The 19,780-nt window shown below is 64.5% G+C and carries 17 protein-coding genes and 3 pseudogenes; 12 read left to right on the top strand and 8 right to left on the bottom strand.

Annotated features, from left to right (window positions below):
* Positions 1–23 precede the first annotated feature (23 nt).
* The 5 genes and pseudogenes from OKW44_RS05490 to OKW44_RS05470 all read right to left on the bottom strand — a co-directional run.
* Positions 24–494: pseudogene (locus OKW44_RS05490) on the bottom strand (capsular polysaccharide export protein, LipB/KpsS family); the annotation flags it as partial.
* 35 nt (positions 495–529) lie between these two features.
* Complete coding sequence (locus OKW44_RS05485) at positions 530–784, bottom strand: hypothetical protein (protein ID WP_018425055.1); 255 nt, start codon at positions 782–784, stop codon at positions 530–532.
* Between the two features lie 208 nt (positions 785–992).
* Positions 993–1,679 (bottom strand): HAD family hydrolase, encoded by a 687-nt coding sequence (locus OKW44_RS05480; RefSeq protein WP_018425056.1) that lies wholly within the window; start codon positions 1,677–1,679, stop codon positions 993–995.
* A 98-nt stretch (positions 1,680–1,777) separates the two neighbouring features.
* Positions 1,778–3,223 carry a cytochrome-c peroxidase gene (locus OKW44_RS05475; RefSeq protein ID WP_051103852.1) on the bottom strand — a complete coding sequence of 482 codons (1,446 nt, stop codon included), beginning with the start codon at positions 3,221–3,223 and terminating at the stop codon, positions 1,778–1,780.
* A gap of 163 nt (positions 3,224–3,386) precedes the next feature.
* Positions 3,387–5,108 (bottom strand): phospholipase C, encoded by a 1,722-nt coding sequence (locus OKW44_RS05470; RefSeq protein WP_018425058.1) that lies wholly within the window; start codon positions 5,106–5,108, stop codon positions 3,387–3,389.
* Positions 5,109–5,397: 289 nt separating this feature from the next.
* Between OKW44_RS05470 and OKW44_RS05465 the strand changes: the two genes are divergently transcribed.
* The 6 genes and pseudogenes from OKW44_RS05465 to OKW44_RS05440 all read left to right on the top strand — a co-directional run bounded on the left by OKW44_RS05465 (position 5,398) and on the right by OKW44_RS05440 (position 10,239).
* Positions 5,398–5,715, top strand: coding sequence for a YXWGXW repeat-containing protein (locus OKW44_RS05465; RefSeq protein ID WP_018425059.1), 318 nt, complete (start codon positions 5,398–5,400; stop codon positions 5,713–5,715).
* Positions 5,716–5,957: 242 nt separating this feature from the next.
* A pseudogene (locus OKW44_RS05460) lies at positions 5,958–6,548 on the top strand (RNA polymerase sigma factor); the annotation flags it as partial.
* Positions 6,545–6,961, top strand: coding sequence for a hypothetical protein (locus OKW44_RS05455; RefSeq protein WP_018425062.1), 417 nt, complete (start codon positions 6,545–6,547; stop codon positions 6,959–6,961). The pseudogene OKW44_RS05460 and the gene OKW44_RS05455, both read left to right, overlap by 4 nt.
* Complete coding sequence (locus tag OKW44_RS05450; protein ID WP_018425063.1) at positions 6,958–7,470, top strand: periplasmic heavy metal sensor; 513 nt, start codon at positions 6,958–6,960, stop codon at positions 7,468–7,470. Before OKW44_RS05455 ends, OKW44_RS05450 begins: the two co-directional genes overlap by 4 nt.
* Before the next feature lie 82 nt (positions 7,471–7,552).
* Positions 7,553–9,085 carry a DUF1800 domain-containing protein gene (locus OKW44_RS05445; RefSeq protein ID WP_018425064.1) on the top strand — a complete coding sequence of 511 codons (1,533 nt, stop codon included), beginning with the start codon at positions 7,553–7,555 and terminating at the stop codon, positions 9,083–9,085.
* Between the two features lie 5 nt (positions 9,086–9,090).
* Positions 9,091–10,239, top strand: a complete 1,149-nt coding sequence (locus OKW44_RS05440; protein ID WP_026226635.1) for a DUF1501 domain-containing protein — start codon at positions 9,091–9,093, stop codon at positions 10,237–10,239.
* 221 nt (positions 10,240–10,460) lie between these two features.
* Here OKW44_RS05440 and OKW44_RS05435 read toward each other — a convergent pair whose 3' ends face one another.
* Both OKW44_RS05435 and OKW44_RS05430 read right to left on the bottom strand, forming a co-directional pair.
* The gene (locus tag OKW44_RS05435; RefSeq protein ID WP_018425066.1) at positions 10,461–11,024 is read right to left on the bottom strand and encodes a flavin reductase; all 564 of its coding nucleotides are present in this window, start codon (positions 11,022–11,024) and stop codon (positions 10,461–10,463) included.
* Between the two features lie 48 nt (positions 11,025–11,072).
* Positions 11,073–12,467 (bottom strand): LLM class flavin-dependent oxidoreductase, encoded by a 1,395-nt coding sequence (locus OKW44_RS05430; RefSeq protein WP_018425067.1) that lies wholly within the window; start codon positions 12,465–12,467, stop codon positions 11,073–11,075.
* A gap of 294 nt (positions 12,468–12,761) precedes the next feature.
* On the opposite strand from OKW44_RS05430, the gene OKW44_RS05425 reads away from it, so the two are divergent.
* From OKW44_RS05425 to OKW44_RS05410, 4 genes and pseudogenes are all read left to right on the top strand, one after another.
* Entirely contained in the window at positions 12,762–13,052 is a 291-nt protein-coding gene (locus OKW44_RS05425) for a nucleotidyltransferase family protein (RefSeq protein WP_026226636.1), read from the top strand.
* Positions 13,049–13,435, top strand: a complete 387-nt coding sequence (locus OKW44_RS05420; RefSeq protein ID WP_018425069.1) for a HepT-like ribonuclease domain-containing protein — start codon at positions 13,049–13,051, stop codon at positions 13,433–13,435. Before OKW44_RS05425 ends, OKW44_RS05420 begins: the two co-directional genes overlap by 4 nt.
* 86 nt (positions 13,436–13,521) lie before the next feature.
* Positions 13,522–13,638: pseudogene (locus OKW44_RS05415) on the top strand (recombinase family protein); the annotation flags it as partial.
* A gap of 14 nt (positions 13,639–13,652) precedes the next feature.
* The gene (locus OKW44_RS05410; RefSeq protein WP_018425071.1) at positions 13,653–14,222 is read left to right on the top strand and encodes a helix-turn-helix domain-containing protein; all 570 of its coding nucleotides are present in this window, start codon (positions 13,653–13,655) and stop codon (positions 14,220–14,222) included.
* Positions 14,223–14,240: 18 nt separating this feature from the next.
* Here the strand turns inward: OKW44_RS05410 and OKW44_RS05405 are convergent, their stop codons facing one another.
* Positions 14,241–14,618 carry a BON domain-containing protein gene (locus OKW44_RS05405; protein WP_026226637.1) on the bottom strand — a complete coding sequence of 126 codons (378 nt, stop codon included), beginning with the start codon at positions 14,616–14,618 and terminating at the stop codon, positions 14,241–14,243.
* A 1,215-nt stretch (positions 14,619–15,833) separates the two neighbouring features.
* Between OKW44_RS05405 and vgrG the strand changes: the two genes are divergently transcribed.
* Both vgrG and OKW44_RS05395 read left to right on the top strand, forming a co-directional pair.
* The gene (vgrG, locus tag OKW44_RS05400) at positions 15,834–18,368 is read left to right on the top strand and encodes a type VI secretion system tip protein VgrG (protein WP_018425074.1); all 2,535 of its coding nucleotides are present in this window, start codon (positions 15,834–15,836) and stop codon (positions 18,366–18,368) included.
* Positions 18,365–19,771: a hypothetical protein gene (locus OKW44_RS05395; protein ID WP_018425570.1), complete on the top strand. Its 1,407-nt coding sequence runs from the start codon at positions 18,365–18,367 to the stop codon at positions 19,769–19,771. The genes vgrG and OKW44_RS05395 overlap by 4 nt, the downstream gene beginning before the upstream one ends.
* Positions 19,772–19,780: the final 9 nt, after the last annotated feature.

Here is a 19,780-nt window from a genome sequence, read left to right as displayed (position 1 = left end):
ATGCTCGTGGCGCGCGCTTTTGCTAGTGGGTAGCGCAGCAGCACGCCCGCGCACAGCATGTCGAGCGTCAACGTGCGATGACGCCATGGCAGCGGCGCGAGCGCGTCGTGGGTGAGTCCCCAGCCGGCGTAGAACGGCAGACCGTAGGTGAACACCGCTTTTCCGCGCAACAGCGCGTCGAAGCCCGCGAGCGACGATAGCGTGTGAACTTCATCCGCCGCATCGACGAGCGATAGCAGGTCCGCTTCGGTATCGACGACGTCGGCGAGTTGCTGCGCGTCGATCAGACCGTTGCGATTGCCTGATAGCACGTCGGGATGCGGTTTGTAGACGACGAATGCGTCGGGCCGCAGGCGGTGGACTTCGCGCAGCAGCGCATCGGCGGTGTCGATTGCGCGCGTGCCGAGGCGGATGGATGCATCGTCTGCGAATAAGAGTGTGAAACCTGCGATGCGGCCCGATCGTACCAACCCGGGCCGCAACCCATGCGTGATTGCGCCATGGTACGCAACGGCGCGAGGCCTCGTGCTTACAGCGGCACGATTTTGCCCGGCTCCGGATGGAAGACCGGAGTGTAGACCGGCCCGCAGCCGTAATGCACGGGCTGGCAGGGGTTGTAGGAGGGCGGGTTGTAGTACGACGGGCCGCGAACCGGCGGTTTTTCGCCGTAACACGAAGGCGGGTATTCGTGCGGGAAACACGAGTGGCCGCCGCGCACGGACTGTGCAGCTGCGTGGTCGAGGTCGTCGCAGCGCGACAGGTCGGCAAGGGTCAAGTTCGACATGATGAATCTCCGGCAACGTTGGATGGGTATAGAGCGCGCAAATGCTTTACGCTCGGGTGTTCCAGTTGCACGCAACATGCCATGCGGCGGGATTCAACGTCTGTGCTGGCTCGAGCGCTGATCGACCGTATCTGCGCAGTCGAAAACTGATCGGCGTCGGCCAACTTGCGGCAAGCCGGTGTCGTTCAACCGCCAACACGTCGGTCGATCAGCGCGTGCCCCATCCCGCGAGCAACGCCGGTAGCTCGGCCATCTCCCTGAACACGTGCACCGCGCCCGCGCCATGCAACGCGGTCGCGCTGCTATGGCCGAGGTGCGTCGGGCAATAGCCGAATACCGTCGCGCCGGCCGCGACGCCCGCGGTCGCGCCCGTCACCGTATCCTCGATGACCGCACAGCGTGTCGGCTCGACGCCGAGTCCCGCGGCCGCGGCGAGGTAGACGTCGGGAAACGGCTTGCTGCGCGGCGTTTCGTGGCCGCTGAAGATGCGTCCGTCGAAGCAGTCGAGGATGCCGGCCTTCACGAGCTGCAATTCGATCTTGATGCGATCCGCGCCCGACGCCACCGCGATGCGTCCATTCAACGTCTGCTGCAGCGCGCGGACCGCGAAAGGCGCGCCGTCGATCGCGCGCAACTCATTGTCGAGCGCCACGTTGCGACGCGCGCGGAACTGCGCCAGCCATTCGGCCGTGATCGCGAAGCCGGTGCGCGCCTCGATCAACGCGGCTTCGTCCCTGACCGTCTTGCCGACAAAAATGCGCATCGTCTCTTCGACGCTCAAATGCCAGCCGAGCTCGCCGAGCATCTCGGTGAGCACGCGGTTCGTGATGGGTTCGGAATCGACGAGCACGCCGTCGCAGTCGAAGAGCACAGCGTCGAAAGGAAAATCGGACATCGGGGAGGGTAGGGATAAGGTCGCGGACCGGCAAGGATACCGCACCGGGCCGCGTGCCGCAGCCTGGAAGCTGCAGCGGCGGGGTCCAGCGCGGCTGCTCAGTCCTTGTACCCGTCGCTCAGCGTCCTCATGAACGCGATGATGTCCTGGATGTCCTGATCGGTCATCGCGGGCTGGTCGCCGAACTTGCGGTCGAACGGCGCATCGGCGACATCCACGTTCGCATGGTATTGCGGCGGCAGATCGTCGTACTTCTGCACCTTGCCCGACGCATCGCTCGGATAGATTCTGTCCGGCGACGTATTGCGCAGGTTGTAGAAGTCCAGCACCTGCTTGAGGTCGTGATACACGCCATTGTGGAAGAACGTCTTGCGTTCGGCGGCATTGCGCAGCGTCGGCGTCAGGAACATGCCGCAATACTGCGTCTGCCTGGCCATGTCGGTCCGGAATGGCCCACAAATGCCCATGTCGTAGAACTTCGGATTCCTGTTCTGCGCAAGTTCGCGATTGCGCGGCACGCCGAGCGCTTCATACTGCGTGTCGGTAAAAAGAGGTGGAAGGCCGTCCGACGTCGGCTGGCTCAGGTGGCAACCCGCGCAATTGGCCTTGTCCTTGTCGTTGAACAGACGCAAGCCACGTAGTTCGGCTTGCGTGAGGCGTGCACGTCCTTCGAGCCAGGCGTCGTATTTGCTCGAGAATGGATGGAACGCCGGGTCTTCGAATTCATACCGACCGATCGCGAACATGGCTTCCGACACGAGCAGATCGGGATCGTTGACGACGTGCGGACCGAAAAGTTGTCTGAGCGTATCGATGTGCTTCGAGTGCCTTAGCTTGTCGGCAACCGAAGCCAGATTGGGGTTCGCCATCTCGACCGGGTTGGTCAGCGGCCCAAGCGCCTGGTCCTGCAGCGTGCTTGCCCGGCCGTCCCAGAAGAGTCCCCCTTGCGGCACCATAGCCGGCGCGGCAGGCGCAACGCCCGCGGTTTTCTGGGCGCGCTGCACGCCTAGCGCGGCCGATGCCTGCGTATCGAGGCTGACCGGTGCGGCGTCGGTATCGCCCTGATCGGGACCGATGCTAAACGGCGCCTGGCGATACAGGTATGCGAGCGATGGCACCGGCCGATAGCCCGCTTCCGTCATGTGAAGGCCGCCTAGTTGTACCGTCAGGTCGTTGGGAGGCGAGAAAGCGTGCGCGGCGCTGTGGCACGACGCGCACGACTGTTTGCCCGACGCCGAAAGCGACGGATCATTGAACAGGTCCCTGCCGAGTACCGCGACCGCGCTAAGGGGCGCGACGGGGGGACGCAGGAGCTTGACCGGATGGGCGTTGAGGCCCGTCAGATTCTCGACCGTATCGCCGATCGCCGCGGGCATACGCTCGGGATAGATCAGCGCGTAGCCAACCAGAGAGGCGCCCAGGAGCACGATGCCCAGCACTATCCGGAGGATCAGGCGACGCCGCGTGCTGCTCGCAGCGCGAAGGGACGGGCCGCTTCCGGTGGGTAGTTGCGAAGACAAGGTGGCGTTCGAACGACGATTCATGGCGATAGCGGTAGTCAAGCTGAACTGCAAACAAGCACGTCGAGCCACCGTACCGGCTGGCTCGACGTCATCACTGATTGACGGGCATCAACAGCTCCGTTCCCTGAACGTCACACCGCGTACTTCTCCGTGCGGCAGAACGGACGGATAAACGGGTGGCTCCTTAGTTCGTTGCAGGAGGAGCCGACAGCTTGGTGCCAAGGTTCGTGTCGAGGTACAACGCCGGCGTTTTGCCACCGTTGGTGAAGTCGAACAGCGACGTGATGCTTCCCGTCGTCGCATCGTGCGAGCCGTTGCCGATGCGGGTGCCGCCGAGCCAGTTGTCTTCGATGAACCTGACAACCGAAGCCTGAGTGATCGCCGTGTGGTCAACGTAGTTGCTACGTGCGTACGGCGAGATCACCAGAAGCGGAACGCGCGTTCCCGGGCCGCAACGGCCGTTGACAGCCGCGCCTGTCACGCCGACGCCTTGCTTCGCGCCCGTTGCGTTGCAGGTGCCGCCGTTCAGTTGGTCGGCGGTGGCGTCAAACGACGAAGTCGTCGGCGTCGCATAAGCGTGGTCGTACCAGCCATCCGAATCGTCGTACGTGATGATGATGGCGGTGTTCTTCCAGTCCGGCTGTTGTTGCAGGAAGTTGACGACCTTCGTGACGAACGCCTGCTCGTCGATCGGATCCGAGTTGCCCGGGTGCGCATCGCCGACGGCCGGTGCCTTCAGGTAGCTGACCGACGGGAAGTTGCCCGCCGAGACGGCCGTGAAGAAGTCGTTGACGTCGTATTGATGGTGCACCGGCGTAGCCGTCGAATCGAGCGGGTCGGTCTGTCCAATCAGCGCGGTCGACGTCGGGCGCGTGTGCGCCAGGTTGGCCGTCGTAGCGTAGTACTGGAACCAGTTGTGGTGAGGTATGTAGTCCGTCTTCGTTGCGCCGAGGACCGACGAGTAGGTACTGCGCTTGCACGCCGTGGTGCCGTTCGAGTTGGTGGCGCTCAGGTCGAAGCCGCCCATGAAGCCGCCCCACGTAATGCCTTTCGCGTTGAGGAGGTCACCGATGTTTTTGTTATTCGAGCTCAGCGTGGCCTGGCCGCTCGACGTCGAGGTGTTGCACACGTCCCCGGTCGGATCGGAATCGCCGTTCATCGTGAAGCTGCCCGCGCCGTCGGCAATCACGTTGTCGCCTTGAGCGGCACCGTTCGCAGGAATAGCGCCGTTGGTCTGGCCGGAAACCACCTCGAGCGCGCCCGGTGTCGACGGACCGTACGTGTCGGTGTACATGTTGTCGCTCATCGCGAAGTTCTGCGCGTAATTCCACAGCGCGGTGACCGTGTTGCCGTCGAAATAGCCCATCACGAGACCCGGCGTGCCGAACGTCGAACCGCTGCCGGCGCTGTTGTTACCCGTGTACTTGGGGAACAGGTCCGCCGCGCCATTGTCGTAGGCGAGTTGTTCCTTCATGTAGTCGTGCGACTGGCCGTTGGTGTTGGCCTGGCTGCGGTCGAGGCGGAACGGATTGATACCGCTGCCTGCGGAGGCCGCGTTGTTCGCCGTGTTCAGGAAGTTCGGGTTGCTCGTCAGAAGCGAATTCTGATTCAGATTGTTGATCTGGGCCGGCGTGTTCGCCGCCGTGAACGCCGGTTCACCGACCGGGTTCTGCGCGTTCGGATAGGTGCCGAAGTAGTGATCGAAAGAACGATTCTCACCGAAGATCACGACGAGGTGCTTGATCGGCGTTGCCGTGGTCAACGCGTCCTGGGCGGATACGGTAGCAGCCGGTGCGGAGGCCGGCGCGGATGCAGTCGAAGGAGAGCTGACGCTGCTGTTTCCGCATGCGCTCAGCACGAACAGTGCGGCGGCAAACGGAATGGGCAAAAGGGCTTTACGAAACATTCTTTGGTGGCTCCACATTCGCGGTCCAGCCCTTCCATCGATAGGTGTGAACGGTGCTGGAAATTGTTGTTAGAAGCGTAACGGCCGACGCCATTGATTGCAGCCCGTGCATTGGACCATCAAAGAGTGAAAATTTTCGGGCAATACGCCGACTATTGCCTTTCGTGAGCCCGACTGTATTCGTGCTTTTTTGCCAATAGCGCGACGGATTTCTTCCGCTGCCGCGTTCAAGTAGAAACGGGGCCGTCCTGGGCGCCGACTTGTTCCAGCTTTGAAGGGAGAAATCGACATGAACACCAGCCGCATCACTCGTCTGCTCGGTTCCACGCTGAGCGCCGCGCTGTGCTGCGCGGCCACGCTGAGCGCCGCGCCCGCCTGCGCACAAGTGATGATCGCGCCGATGGCACCGCCGCCGCCGCGCGTCGAAGTCGTGCCCGCGCCACGGGACGGTTATGTGTGGGATCAGGGCCGCTGGCGCTGGGAGCACGGCCGCTATGTGTGGGTGCCGGGCCACTGGCAGCCGGTGCGCCTCGGCTATCACTGGGTGCCCGGGCATTGGGCGCAACGTGGGCCGCACTGGCGCTGGATCGAAGGACATTGGGCTTGAGAGGCTTGCGATGAAACCACTCGTGATGATTCTGCTGGCGGCCTCGCTCGCCGGCTGTGTGGTCTATCCGGCACGCCCGGCCTACTACCGGCCGGCGCTCGTCGTATATTGACCGCGTACGTGATACCAGCCCGGATAGCGGCGTAGCGGCACGACAACATAACGACACGACAGCTGAAGGAGCGGCGGCAAGTGAACGACGTTGATCCCGTGATGCGGTCCTCACGCGAAAGCGCGCGCGTGATGTCGCGACCGAGCCGCACGCCTTGAGCGACGCACCACCCGATCCGGACGCCGAGCTGATCGCGCGGGTGGGCCGCGCGGAGCCCGGCGCGGTCCGCTCGCTGGTCGCGCGCAAGCTGCCGCGGCTACTTGCGCTCGCCACGCGCATGCTTGGCGATCGCATGGAAGCGGAGGACGTCGCGCAGGAGGTCTTCGTGCGAATCTGGAAACAGGCGGCCCGCTGGCGTGAGGGCGAAGCGAAGTTCGACACGTGGATGCATCGGGTGGCGCTCAATCTTTGCTACGACCGTCTGCGCGGCCAGCGCGAAGACCCGAGCGACGAACTGCCCGACTCGGCCGATCCCGCCGCGCCGCCCGACGCGCGGCTCGAAGCGCGTGCCGACCACGCGCGCATGCGCGCGGCGCTCGCGGCGCTGCCGGCGCGACAGCGCGAGGCACTCGTGCTGACCTACTACCAGGAGATGTCGAATGTCGACGCTGCCGCCTTGATGGGCGTCAGCGTCGATGCGCTGGAGAGTCTGCTGAGCCGCGCGCGCCGCGGTTTGCGCGCCCAACTGGCCGGCAGCGGCCTTAGCAAGGACAAGTCATGACGCCCGAAAGATTCCATCAGATCGTTGCAGCTTACGGCGCCGACGCGCGCCGCTGGCCGGAGCGCGAACGCGAAGCCGCGCAGGCGTGGGCGCGCGAGCATCGCGTCGAAGCCGATGCGGCGTTGAGCGACGCGGCCAGCCTCGACGCGTGGCTCGCCGCCGACGAGCTCGAACCGCCGAGCCTCGAACTGCAGCGTCGCATCATCGAACGCGCGCCGTCCCGACGCCCAGCCGCGCGCTGGCGTTTGTGGTGGTCGGGCGCGGCGGTGGCAGGTGTCGGGCTGCTCGGCGGCGTGGCGGGGGCGTTCGCGGTGTCGTTCTTCGTGCTGACCGGGAACGCGCCGGTCGTGCATGAATCCTCGTATCTGACTTCGAGCTTCGGCGGCAGCTCCGCCGATTGGAGCGGCGAATGAACGGGCGCTCGTGGAAATTTGCGCTGCTGGGCTCGGTGGTGCTCAACGTGTTTCTGCTCGGCGCGATCGCCGGCGGCGCGTATCAATGGTTCGCCGCGCACGGTGCGAATCCGCCGGCGGCGGCGCAGGACCAGCGCGCGCTGCGGTTCGCCGCCGAGCCGCTGTCGGCGCAACAGCGGCAGGCGTTTATCGACGGCCTGAAGAGCGCGCGGCGCGACGGGCGCCAGTATGCGCGCGACGCTCGCGAAGGGCGTCGTGAGGTGCTGCGTCTGCTGGCCGCGCCGCAGTTCGATCGCGCCGCACTCGATGCCGCGCTCGCGCGCACGCGCGCGGCCGACGTCAGCTTGCGCGCGATGGTCGAAGCGAGCGTCGCCGATTTCGCGGCGACGCTGACGCCCGAGGAGCGCGTCGAATTCGCCGAGAGTTTGAAGTTGCGCGGGCAATGGCGCGAAGCGCCGCCGGCGCCGAACGCGAAAAAACCGGCGGCGAATGCCGCATCGAGCGAATAAAAAATGCGCGCGATGGCGACGGATTTCAGCACGTCGGCCGTTTAACGGACATGCAGGTGTCCTACCTGCCGACGAGGATCGTATGGCCAACTCACCGAACCTGAATGCCGCGGCGATCGCACTGAACCGCTTCGGCCTCGGCGCGCGCGCCGACGAAACGCCGCCCGCCGATCCGAAGGGCTGGCTGCTCGCGCAGTTCGAGCCGTATCAGCCGCGGCCCGACGCGTGGGCGAACCAACCCGATTCGATCGCATTGTCGACGCAGCTCGTGCAGCAGCGCATGCAGATGGAGCAGCAGTCGAAACAGAAGGCGGGCGAGGAGACCAGCCCGAGCCAGAATGCGAACCACGGCGCAGACAACAGCGCAAACAAAAGCGCCAGCAACACCGCAGCGGTCAGCCAGACCGACGCGCAAGCCGCCAGGCAAGCCGAAAGAAAAGCACTGCGCGTCGAGATACTCGACATGTATCGCTCGTCGGTCAATGCGCGCGTCGCAAGCGCGCTGACCACGCAGACGCCGTTCATCGAACGCCTCGTGCATTTCTGGGCGAATCACTTCGCGGTGTCGAACGAAAAGCCCGGCGTCGCGGCGCTCGCCGGGTCGTTCGAAGCGGAGGCGATTCGCCCGCACGTGCTCGGCCGTTTCGAGGACATGCTGGTGGCGGTCGAGCGTCATCCGGCCATGCAGCTGTTCCTCGACCAGACCCGCTCGGTCGGTCCCGACAGCATGGCCGCGCTGCGCGCCGCGCAGCGCAATCCGGACAACAAACGCGGACTCAACGAGAACCTCGCGCGCGAGATCATGGAGCTGCATACGCTCGGCGTGCGCAGCGGCTATAGCCAGGACGACGTGACCGAGTTCGCGCGTGCGCTGACCGGCTGGAGTCTCGTCGGCAATCCGGGGAGCGGCGGCGCCAATGCAAACCGGCGCGTGCTGGAACAGAACGGCGAACCCGGCAGCTTCGTGTTTCGTCCCGCGCTGCACGAGCCCGGCTCGCGCACGATCATGGGACGCCACTACGACGAAGCCGGCGAACAGCAGGCGCTCGCGATCCTGCACGACCTCGCGCACGCACCGGCCACCGCGCGGCATATCGGCACGAAGCTCGCGCGCCATTTCGTCGCCGACGATCCGCCACCTGGCGTCAGCGAACATCTGGCCGATGCGTTCACGCGCAGCGACGGCGATCTGCCGACCGTATATCGCGCGTTGATCGATACGCCGCAAGCGTGGTCGCCGGTCGCGGTGAAGTTCAAGACGCCGTGGGAATGGACCATCTCGTCGATGCGCGGACTCGGCTGGTACGAGCCCGGCAATCTGCAGAGCGCGCCGATCCTCACGCAGCTTGGCCAGCCGGTGTGGCGGCCCGGTTCACCCGCCGGCTACGACGATATCGCCGCGAGCTGGGCAGCGCCCGATGCGCTCGTGCGCCGCGTCGAAGTCGCGCAACGTTTCGCCGCGCGGGTGGGTGACCGGCTCGATGCGCGCTCGCTCGGCCAGACCTTGCTGGCTGGCTCGCTCAGCGAGCCGACGGCCACGGCGGTGTCGCGCGCGGAAAGCGCATCGACGGCGATCGCGCTGCTGCTCGTATCGCCCGATTTTCAACGGAGATGAACGCCATGCTGTCACGCCGCCAGTTTCTGAACGTCGCCGCTGCCGGTGCCGGCGCACTGCTCGTGTCGCCGCGGATTGCGTTCGCGCATGTCGCGACCAACCGCCGCTTCGTGTTCGTGATCCAGCGCGGCGCGGCCGACGGGCTGAACATCGTCGTGCCGTACGCGGACCCCGCGTATGCGACGCTGCGCGGGCCGCTCGCGATCGATGCGTCGAACGCACCGCATCTGGACGGCACGTTCGCGCTGCATCCGGCGCTTGCGCAGATGGCGACGCTGTACGCGCAGCGCGAGGCGTTGTTCGTGCACGCGGTCGCCTCGCCGTATCGTGACCGCTCGCATTTCGACGGACAGAACGTGCTCGAAACCGGCGGCACGTCGCCGTATCGGACGAAGGACGGCTGGCTCAACCGGCTCGCAGCGCAACTGCCCGCCAGCCGCGAAAACGCGATCGCGTTCGCGCCGACCGTGCCGATGGCGCTGCGCGGGCCCGCGGCGGTGACGTCGTATGCACCGTCGGCCTTGCCGCAGGCGCCCGACGATCTGCTCGCGCGCGTGTCGCAACTGTACGAGCAGGACGCGCAGCTGCGTGCGCTGTGGGAATCGGCGATGGCGGCGCGCGGCCTTGCGGGCGACGCTGGCGCGCGCCAGGACCCGGCGAGCCTCGGCAAGCTCGCGGCCAGTTTTCTGGCGCGCGACGACGGTCCGCGCATCGCGATGATCGAGACCGGCGGGTGGGACACGCACAGCGCGCAGAACGCGCGGCTCGCGAATCAACTGAAGGCACTCGACACGATGCTCGCGGCGTTGCGCGACGGCATGGGTTCATCGTGGAGCAAGACCACGGTGCTGGTCGCGACGGAGTTCGGCAGGACCGCCGCCGCGAACGGCACGGGCGGCACCGATCACGGTACCGGCTCGGTTGCGATGGTGCTGGGCGGGTCGGTGCAGGGCGGACGCGTGATTGCGGATTGGCCGGGCCTCGCGCCGCATCAGCTGTATCAGTCGCGCGACCTGAAGCCGACCGCCTCGCTCGATGCGTTGATCGCCGGCACCGCCAGTGAAAGTCTCGGGCTCGATCCCGAACGGACGGCGGCAGCGCTGTTTGGCCGGACCATGGCGGGCAGGCCGATGACGGGCGTCGTGCGGGCGTGACGCGCTGATCGAACGACGGCGTGCAATGACGATGGCACGGAGGCATGATGGGCGATCGAGGATTCCGTGGGCGAGCGACGTGCGATCGCGGCGGACGGGGGTTCGCGTCGCATCGGCATGGCGAGTCGCGTGAGCCGACGCTGACTGCTTTGCTCGACGCGTTGATCGTCGGTGCAGCGAGCGAAAGTATTGCGCTCGATCCGGAGCGCACCGCGGCCGCGCTATTCGGCCGGACGATCGCGGCTGGGCCGTTGGCGAGGCTGGGGCGGGGCAGGTGAAGCGGCGGGCGTCGCGTGAACCGAGCGCTCGCCGACGCGATGATAGCGGCGGCCGTAGTAGATCAGCGCATCGCCCGCGCCCTGCGTGCGCGCGGCTTTCACCGCGCAGAAGAACACCGTGTGCGTGCCGACTTCGGTCACCGACTCGATCTCGCAGTCGAGCGACGCGAGCGCGTCCTGCAACACCGGTGCGCCGGTTGCGAGGTCGTCCCATTGCGCGGCGGCGAAGCGCTCTTCGATCGCGAGCGCGCTCGTGGCGAAGTGCGTGGCAAGCGCCTGCTGCTCGGCGCTCAGCACGTTCACGCAGAGCTTGCCGTTGCTGCGAAACGCCGCGTTGTTGCGGCTGCTGCGGTTGATGCAAACGAGCAGGGTGGGCGGCTCGTCGGTGACGCCGCAGACCGCCGACGCGGTGCAGCCCGCAAGGCCGGCTTCGCCGTCGCTGCTGATGATGTTGACGGCCGCGCCAAGCCCAGCCATCGCGTCGCGGAACGTGCTCTTGTCAAGCATGGGGGCCTCTGCTGGAAGTCGGGGTTCGCCAAAACAACGGTGGTCGAGTTAGCCGCGAGCCTCGTCGTCCGGCGCCGCTGCGCAAGCCGGCGAACGGAAGCGCGCCGCCGTGTGGCTCTCAGGCAGCCGCGCGTGGCCGAACAGCTTTTCGCGCAGCGTGCCGTCACGATACGCGCGCTTGTACGCACCACGTTCCTGCAGCAGCGGCACGACCAGTTCGATGAAATCGTCGAAGCACTCGGGCACGACGGTGCGCGACAGATTGAAGCCATCGACGCCGGTTTCCTCGGTCCACGCGATCAGCTCGTTGGCGATTGTGTCGGCCGAACCGACGAGCGGCCGCTGGCGGCTGCCGAGCACCATCTGTTCGAGCAGCTTGCGCTTCGTCCATTGCGGACCGGCCGCACGCGTCATCGCTTCGACGTTCGACACGATCGCCTGGCTCTTGCCCGTTTCGATCGGCTCGTCGAGGTCGTAGCGCGCGAAGTCGATGCCAAGCGACGCGGCCGCATGCACCAGCGCCGCCTCCGAGCTCACATAGCGGCGGTACTCGTCGAATTTCTCCCGCGCTTCCTGATCGGTGCGGCCCGTGATCACGGTCTGACCGAGCAGTACCTTGATGTCGTCGGCGCGGCGGCCGCCGGCGACCGCGTGCGCGCGGAGGTCGTCGACGATCGTCTTGACCGCCGGCTTCGCCTGGCCGTTGACGAACACGCACTCCGCGTGTGCCGCCGCGAACTGTTTGCCGCGCGCGGACGAACCGGCCTGATACAGCACCGGCGTGCGCTGCGGCGACGGCTCCGCGAGATGCATCGCATCGACGCGGTACTGCTTGCCGTGATGATGGATCACGTGGACTTTCGACGCGTCCGCATAGACGCCGCGCGCCTTGTCGCGCAGCACCGCGCCGTCTTCCCAGCTGCATTCCCACAGCTTGTACACGAGCTCCATGTACTCGTCGGCGAGATCGTAGCGGTCGTCGTGCGCCATCTGGCTGCTCAGGCCGATCGCGCGCGATGCGCTGTCCAGATAGCCGGTCACGATGTTCCAGCCGACCCGGCCGCGCGTCAGATGGTCGAGCGTCGACATGCGGCGCGCGAACAGAAACGGCTGCTCGACCGACAGATTCGACGTGACGCCGAACGACAGATGCCGCGTGAGCGCGGCCATCGCCGGAATCAGCAGCGTCGGATCGTTGACCGGCACCTGCACGGCGCCGCCGATTGCCGCGTCCGGGCTGCCGCCGTAGACGTCGTACACGCCGACCACGTCCGCGAAAAAGATGCCGTCGAACAGGCCCGCTTCGAGCTTGCGCGCGTAGTCGGTCCAGTACTGCAGATCCGTGTAGCGCGTGGACTGATCGCGCGGATGGGTCCACAGCCCTTGCTGGATGTGGCCTACGCAGTTCATGTCGAACGCGTTGAGAACGATTTCCTTCGGCATGGTGTGTTCCTGCTGACGAGCGGGTTCGGGCGATGGCGTTTCGTTTAATATAGTGGACGAAAAATCACTATGCAAGACATCGTTGGACGGCTGTGCCGGTTGCGGTGGTCGTAGCGGCCCGAACTGGTCTGCGCTGATCCTGGCGCTGGTGCGTCAAAGGCAATCAGCTTGGCGTAGGCTGTGCCGGGGCAGCAAGCCCGCCAACGCAACCGGCATGACACGGGAGGTGAAGGCATTGCGAGTCTCGACTCAATCGCTTATCGTCTCGATGAGTTTCGATAAGAAAGGATGCCCATGCGACCGTCCGTTGTTCTCGACATGAAGCGCAGCATAGTGCGCGAAGCGACGAGTCGCTTCCGCGCAGCGAACCCGCGCGTGTTCGGCTCGGTGCTGCACGGCACCGACCGGGATGGCAGCGACCTCGATCTGCTGGTCGATGCGTTGCCAGGGGCGACGCTGTTCGACCTGGGGGGGTTGCAGGTTGAACTGGAAGCGCTACTCGGCGTCCACGTCGATCTGCTGACCCCGGCCGACCTGCCGCAGAAGTTCCGGGCCAAGGTGCTTGCGGAGGCGCAGCCGGTATGAACGAGAACCGCTTGCCCGACTACCTCGACCACATGCAGCAAGCCGCAACCGATGCTTGCGGCTTCGTGAAGGGGCAGGCCAAGGATCACTTCCTTGAGGACAAGCGCACCCAGCGGGCCGTCGTCATGAGCCTCATCATCATTGGCGAGGCCGCCACGAAAGTAATGGACCGCTATGCCGACTTCGCTCAGGCGCACCCTGAAGTGCCGTGGCGCAGCATGCGCGGGATGCGCAACCGCATCGCCCACGGCTACTTCGATATCAACCTTGATGTGGTGTGGGACACAGTGCAAACGGCGCTACCAGAGCTACTGAAACCACTACCTGCCGCGTGCCAGGATGCCGAAGATGAAGACCGCAAGGACGGTGGAATGAAGCAATGACCGAGCGGATGGAGTCAACGGAACTGAAGGCAATTATCTCGGCCGCCGGCGGCAATGAACTCGTCAATGGGCACTGTCACGCCACGATGATCGGCTATGCCCGTGTCTCGACGCAGGATCAGAACCTTGAGTTGCAACAGGAGGCCTTGACCAAGGCCGGTTGTCGGAAATTCTTTGAGGATAAGGTGCCCCGCACTTGCGCAACGACGACCCCGCCATGTCTGAAGCTTCCGCCATCGATCTGACCCAGGCGATTTCCGCGCGCGTGAAAACCGAGCGCGAGGCGCGCAACTGGTCGCTCGCCGAGCTGGCCGAGCGCTCGGGTGTATCGAAGGCGATGATCAGCAAGATCGAGCGTGGCGAGGCGAGTCCGACCGCGACGGTGCTCGGGCGGCTGTCGGGCGCGTTCGGGCTGACGCTGTCCACGTTGCTCGCACTCGCCGAGCAGACCGGCGAGCGGCTCGTGCGTCATGCGGACCAGTCGCTGTGGGAGGACCCCGAAACCGGCTATACGCGGCGGCGTATTTCACCGCCGACCGGCGGCGTGCTGGAACTGCTCGAAATCGAATTGCCGATTGGGGTGAGGGTGCCTTATCCGTCGGATGCGTTCGTGTTTCAGCATCAGCAGATCTGGGTCACGCAAGGGGTGCTGACGTTTCGCGAGGGCGCGCTGACGCACCGGCTCGAAGCGGGGGATTGTTTGCAACTCGGTGCGCCGGTCGAATGCGAGTTCTTCAATGCGGGCACCGAGGTGTGCAGGTATGTGGTGGGGTTGGTGCGGCGCTGAGTTGCGTCCAGCTTGTGCTCAGCTCCCGCCACTCCCGCGGGATGGCAGGTTCAGGGTGAGTCTGTTGGTCACCGAGGTCACGCCCGGCACGCCTTTCGCAACATCGCCGGCCTGCTGGATCATTTCGCCCTGAGGCACCGAGCCGGTCAACGTCACCGCGCCGCCGCGCGCCCGCACGAACACGTTCGATACATTGAAGCCCGGTGCTTTACCGAGCGCGCGCCGCACGTCGCGGCCGAGCTTGCGATCCGCCGCACGCGTCGACTGGGCGGTCGTGGCCGGCGCGGCGGCCGTGGCGGCAGGCGCCTGCGCGTCGCTCGCCTGGGCATAGGCGCTGGATGCGGTTGCCACGCACAATGCAATACCGAGCACCTTCAAAAGATTGACTGTTTTCACGGTTTCACCTCCTCGATTAGTTGATGTCGCTTCGCTGCATGTTAGAAACGCCGCGCTTTGTCGAGCTGGTCTGGACTCTGGGAAGCGCCTGTCTTGTAGAGGAGTGGTGGTTTTGGCGCTTCCGGCGCGGTTAAACGATACTCCTGGCGGCGCGGACATGCCAAAAAACTGAATCGCGGAAGGAAGTGCGTGCGCCTTGATTCCAGCACGGTGAGACACAGGCACCGGCATACGACGCAGCCGACTATAAGCGCGGGCGCTCGGCGACCAGTTTGTCCCAGAACGACGGAGGTAACGAAATACTCGAATCTCCTTCACCGCCATCTCCGCGGGAAAATTCGACGGACGGACCGAGATAACGGGGCGGCGAATACGGATTCAGCGAGTATCGCAGACCCGTTGACCAGAAAAGATCGGGACAGGCGTGCTGAACGTGCGCTGTGCAAGCAGCTTCCCAGTTTTTGCATCGAATAGCCTGCCGACATATTCAGGGCTTCCACTGCGGCCCGGAATCCATCGCAACAGTCAAAGCTCTGCCGTGTACAGGCCGTGGGCAGGTGCCGATTTGCGACACTCGCTTCCTTGTGGAGTATGGTCGAACAGACCGAGACAAAGCACGACGATGAGACCCGCGAACAATGCGACACGCGTAGAGATGCGTTTCATAGATAGAGCACGATCGGCAGAAAGGGTGGCGGCGCACATAGCGCAGGATAAGCCCACGGTGGGGCCGCTCGAGCTGGTTGTAGCGAAAGCGGCGCAGGACCGACGCGACCCACTCGCGCCGTTCGTTGGGGCAAAGTCGACCGTATGGGTGCCATCGAGGATAGCGCGCACCTGGTCCAAGGCGCGGATTTGCGATTCGTTCAAGTCAATGATCATCCGGTGATCATCACCCATCCCCGTTACCCGGCGGCGGTCAACTCTGGCGTGTCTGGCACACAACGGGCTCTTCTTCCGTTGGAAACGCGCCAGACGCCGTCGCGCGGGTCTCCGAAAACACTCGTTCACGCTCGCGTCCGGTTGGACAGCGCTTAGCAGTACGCCCTGACAATAAATGACAAATTTTCAGACTTCGCTGGATTGAATCGGGGCGGCTCGCAGGGTAAAAGCGTTGCGGGACGAAATTAGTCCCGCATCGCGGCCTTTCCCCACTGTTGCAGTCCCCACGTACCGGGCCGCGTCTCCCACGACAACCAGCAAGGAGGCCAGCCGATGGCGGACCTGCAAGCCGCACTGCAAGCGATTCCAGGGCGGCAGGCGTATCACTTCAATGTGCCCGGCACGGATAGCGCGGCGGCGCTCTCGGTCGTGTCGTTCATGGCAACCGAAAAGATGGGCGAACCCAACGTCGTCCATATCGAACTGACCCACCCGCAGCAGCTACCGCGCGCTGATTTTCTGAACCGTGACGCGGTGTTTTCCATCGTGGCCGACGATGGGACCTTGCGGAAGTTCTCGGGATTCATCGCGCGGTTCTCGACGGTGCAGACCACGAAGGATTTCGTCAAGTACGAAATCGTGCTCAAGTCGCATCTTGCGCGGCTGGAGGCCGTCTCGCGCAACAGGATTTTCCAGCATGGCACCACGCCGGACATTCTGGCAGCGGGTTTGCGCGCCCACGGGCTGCGGGAGCATCACTTCCGGTTCTCACTGCGCAGGCCGTATCCGCAGCACGCGTTTCGCATGCAGTACGGCATGACGGATTTTGATTACGGCCACATGCTCCAGGAGAAGGCCGGGGTCTATTCGTATATCGTCGAGACCGAACACGGTGATCAGGTCGTGTACGGCGACGATATTGACCATTTCATTTACGAGCCGCAGCTTGTCGTGCCGTACCGTGAAGCGGCGGGGCTTGAAGCGGGCGGCATCGAGGCGGTCACGTCGCTGAAGACGCACACGAACACGGTGCCGCAATCGTTCATCGTGGCGGATCACAACCCGGACGCGGCCTGGGAGCGTTTTCGCGACGAAGCCAACGTCGTCCCGCAGGACGAAACCACCTACGGCCAGGCGTATGTGTATGGCACGCACCACCTCGACCAGGCGGGGGCGAAGTGGGAAGCGCAGTTGCGCCACGAAGCGGCCATCGCCCGGCAGGTCGTCTATGAGGGCGAAAGCAACGTGCTCGTGTTGCAGTGCGCGCGAGTGCTGGAGACGGACGAGGTATTGCCCGATGCGCCGAAAGGCATGGTGATTATCGAGATCACGCACAGCGGCGCGCGCGACAGGCCCTATTCGAACACCTTCAGGGCGATCCCCGCCGACCGGCGTTTCCGCCTGGAACTGGAGCCGGAAAAATGGGCCAGGGTGAGCGGCACACTCAGCGGGCGGATTTGCAGCCCGGATAAATACACCTATTCGTACATCGACAAGGACGGGCGTTATATCGTCCGCTTCGATTCGGACTTCGAGACGTGGCCCAACGGTGGCGAGAGCGTGCCGCTGCGCCTGGCGAAACCGTTCGCGGGCAAGGGGCAAACCGGCATGCACTTCCCGGCGCTGGACGATGCCGAAGCCGTGATTACGTGCCGGGATGGCGATCCTGATAAACCGGAAATTTCTTCGTTTCACCACCACAGCCAGGCGCGCGACCTGGTGACGAACGACCGGCGCTGGCTCTCGCGCAACGTGATCCGCACGCAGCAGAACAACAAGATTCGTTTCGAGGACCGGGAAGGCCAGGAAGGCGTCAAGCTCAGCACCGAACACTCGGGCAAGTCCCAACTGAATCTCGGCTACCTCGTCAATAACAAGCTGGAATACCGGGGCGAAGGGTTCGAGGCGAGAACGTCGGGTTACGGGGTGAATCGCGCAGGCAAGGGAATGATGGTCACGGCGTATGACCGTCCCGGCGCGACCGGCCAGCAGCTCGACATGCAGGAGACCATCGCGCAGTTGGAGAGCGCGCTGGCGACTGCGAAGGCGCTGGCGGCGTCAGCCAGCAGTGCCAAGGCCGAGCCTGCCGACACCGACGCCCAGCAGCAGATGAAGGACGATCTGGACGGCCTGAAAAAGCCGGGGCTGCTGATGAGCACGCCCGCGTCGGCTTCGCTTGTCGCGGGCGGCGGCATGCAGTTCGCGGCCCAGGACAGTATCAACGCCGTGGCGGGAAAGAATGCCGACTGGAGCGTACTGAAGCGCTTCACGGTCGCTGCGGGTGAACTCGTGTCGATGTTCGCGCAGAAGCTTGGGATAAAAATCTTCGCGTCCAAAGGGCCGATCGAGGTGCAAGCCCAAAGCAGCCCGATGTCCCTCATTGCGGACAAGGATGTGAACGTTGCCAGCGTCAACGGCAAGGTCAGTCTGTCTGCCGCGAAGGAAATCATCCTCGAATGCGGCGGTGCGTTCATCCACATGAAGGACGGCAGCATTACGCTCGGCGGTCCAGGCGACCTGTTCCTCAAGACCATTACCGTGCAGAAGAAAGGCAAGGCGTCGATGAATACGCCCATGCCATCCATGCCACGGTCTGCACCAACTGTCACCGATCTGGAATACCGGCGCATCTATCCCGATGGCTCACCCGTGCCCGGCGCAAGTTACGTCGCGCGACTGGACAGCGGCGCGGTCCATAGGGGCACGCTCGACGCTGAAGGGTACATGCGCCTGAGCGGCCTGCCCGCCGGTACAGGTGCGCAGGTGCGATATCTCGACGACCCGAATTCGCACGGCAGCATCCACACGGTCGCCGCAGACGATGACTTGAACGATGTGATGCAGGCAGCGCGGGGGGCGAAGGCATGAGCATGCTGGGAGACGTGTGGGACGAAGCGGTGGGGGCGTACAACTGGCTCAAATCGCTGACGCTGGGAGAATTCGCGGAGGGCAGACCCACGAGCGTGATCGTGACGGACATGCTGGTGGCAATGACGGTGCCGGGTGCGGTGATTGTCACGAGCGCACGCGATCTGGCGGCGGTATGTCTGCGGCTTGGCAGGCGGTACGAAGGCGAATCGACCGATGCGCAGAACGCCGCCCATCCCGAGTGGCAGGAATGGGTGATCCTGATTGCATCGGTGCTGGGGGTGTTTGGTCCGGTGATCTGCGCGGCGGTGGGGTCGCTGGTTGGCGCAATGATTGGTGACGAGGCCGCAGTAGTGATCCGCGCGGTATGCCTGCTGCTGATCGACAAGGGCGGCGAAGTGCTGGAAAAGGTGGTGGGCTTTCTGGCGCGCTTCACGAAGGGCAACATCGTCAGGCTGCTGGAGAAGGTTCACTTCGCCGCCTACGGCGATGCGATGGTGAAGAAGCTGAAGGAATTCCTTCAGGGCATGCAGTCGCTTATCAAGAAGGCCCAGGGGCTGCTCAGCCAGGTCGAGTACATTGGTCGGGCGCGGGCGCTGCTGGCGGAACTGGAGCGCATGGAGAAGGCGTTCTACGCGGTACAGGCGAACTGCGCGAAGGAGATACCGCAGGCGCTGGCAAGGCTGGACGAGGCGTTACAGAAGCTGCTGAAGGACAAGCTGCCGCCGACGTATCATCCGGCCTATGCGGGCGTCCCTGCCCCGAAGCCCGAGGTGGTGACGCCGCCGAAGGTGCGCGTGAGTTCGGGTATCGGTGAGCCGCCGAAGGTGCTGCCGATGAAGCGAGACGGTGCTGAAGGCACGGGCGGCGGCGGCCCGTTGCCCGAGCCGCAGGAACCGGTGCCGGGCAGCAGCAATGTGCATCGCGACGATGTGGCGAAGATGAGCCGCGCGCAGAAGGGTATCTTTGGCGAGAAGGTGAGCGACGATTTCATGACGGCGCGGCGCTACAAGTCGGAACTGTCAGCGGACCGGCAGATGCGATTGCTGGAGCAGCAGCCAATGGGCCGGGGTATCGACGGCGTCTACATGAAACCGTGGGGCGAACCACCACCGCCTTATGTCGTAACTGAGACGAAGTTTCGGACAGGTGGAGACTTCAGCCCGAGCCAGTTGCCGATGACCAAGAGTTCTGGCAAGCAGATGAGCGCCAGATGGATTGGTGATCGGTTAGGAGATGCCGTCGGCCAAATCAAAGCTCGTACAATATTGAAGGCAAAGTACGAAAGTTGGTTAATGGTTGTTGATGAAACGGGCGCGGTAGTTGACATCACGAAACTGGATTCAAAGGGTAACGCGTTGCTTGACAACACCGACAAACCAATCAAGGTCCCTCTAGATTGATATGTCGTT

Origin of the sequence: Paraburkholderia lebeckiae, assembly GCF_050436325.1 — a bacterium.
In the GTDB taxonomy this organism is placed as follows: domain Bacteria; phylum Pseudomonadota; class Gammaproteobacteria; order Burkholderiales; family Burkholderiaceae; genus Paraburkholderia; species Paraburkholderia tuberum.
The sequence above is the reverse complement of the archived record's forward strand: the minus strand, read 5'-3'. Positions and strand labels throughout refer to the sequence as shown.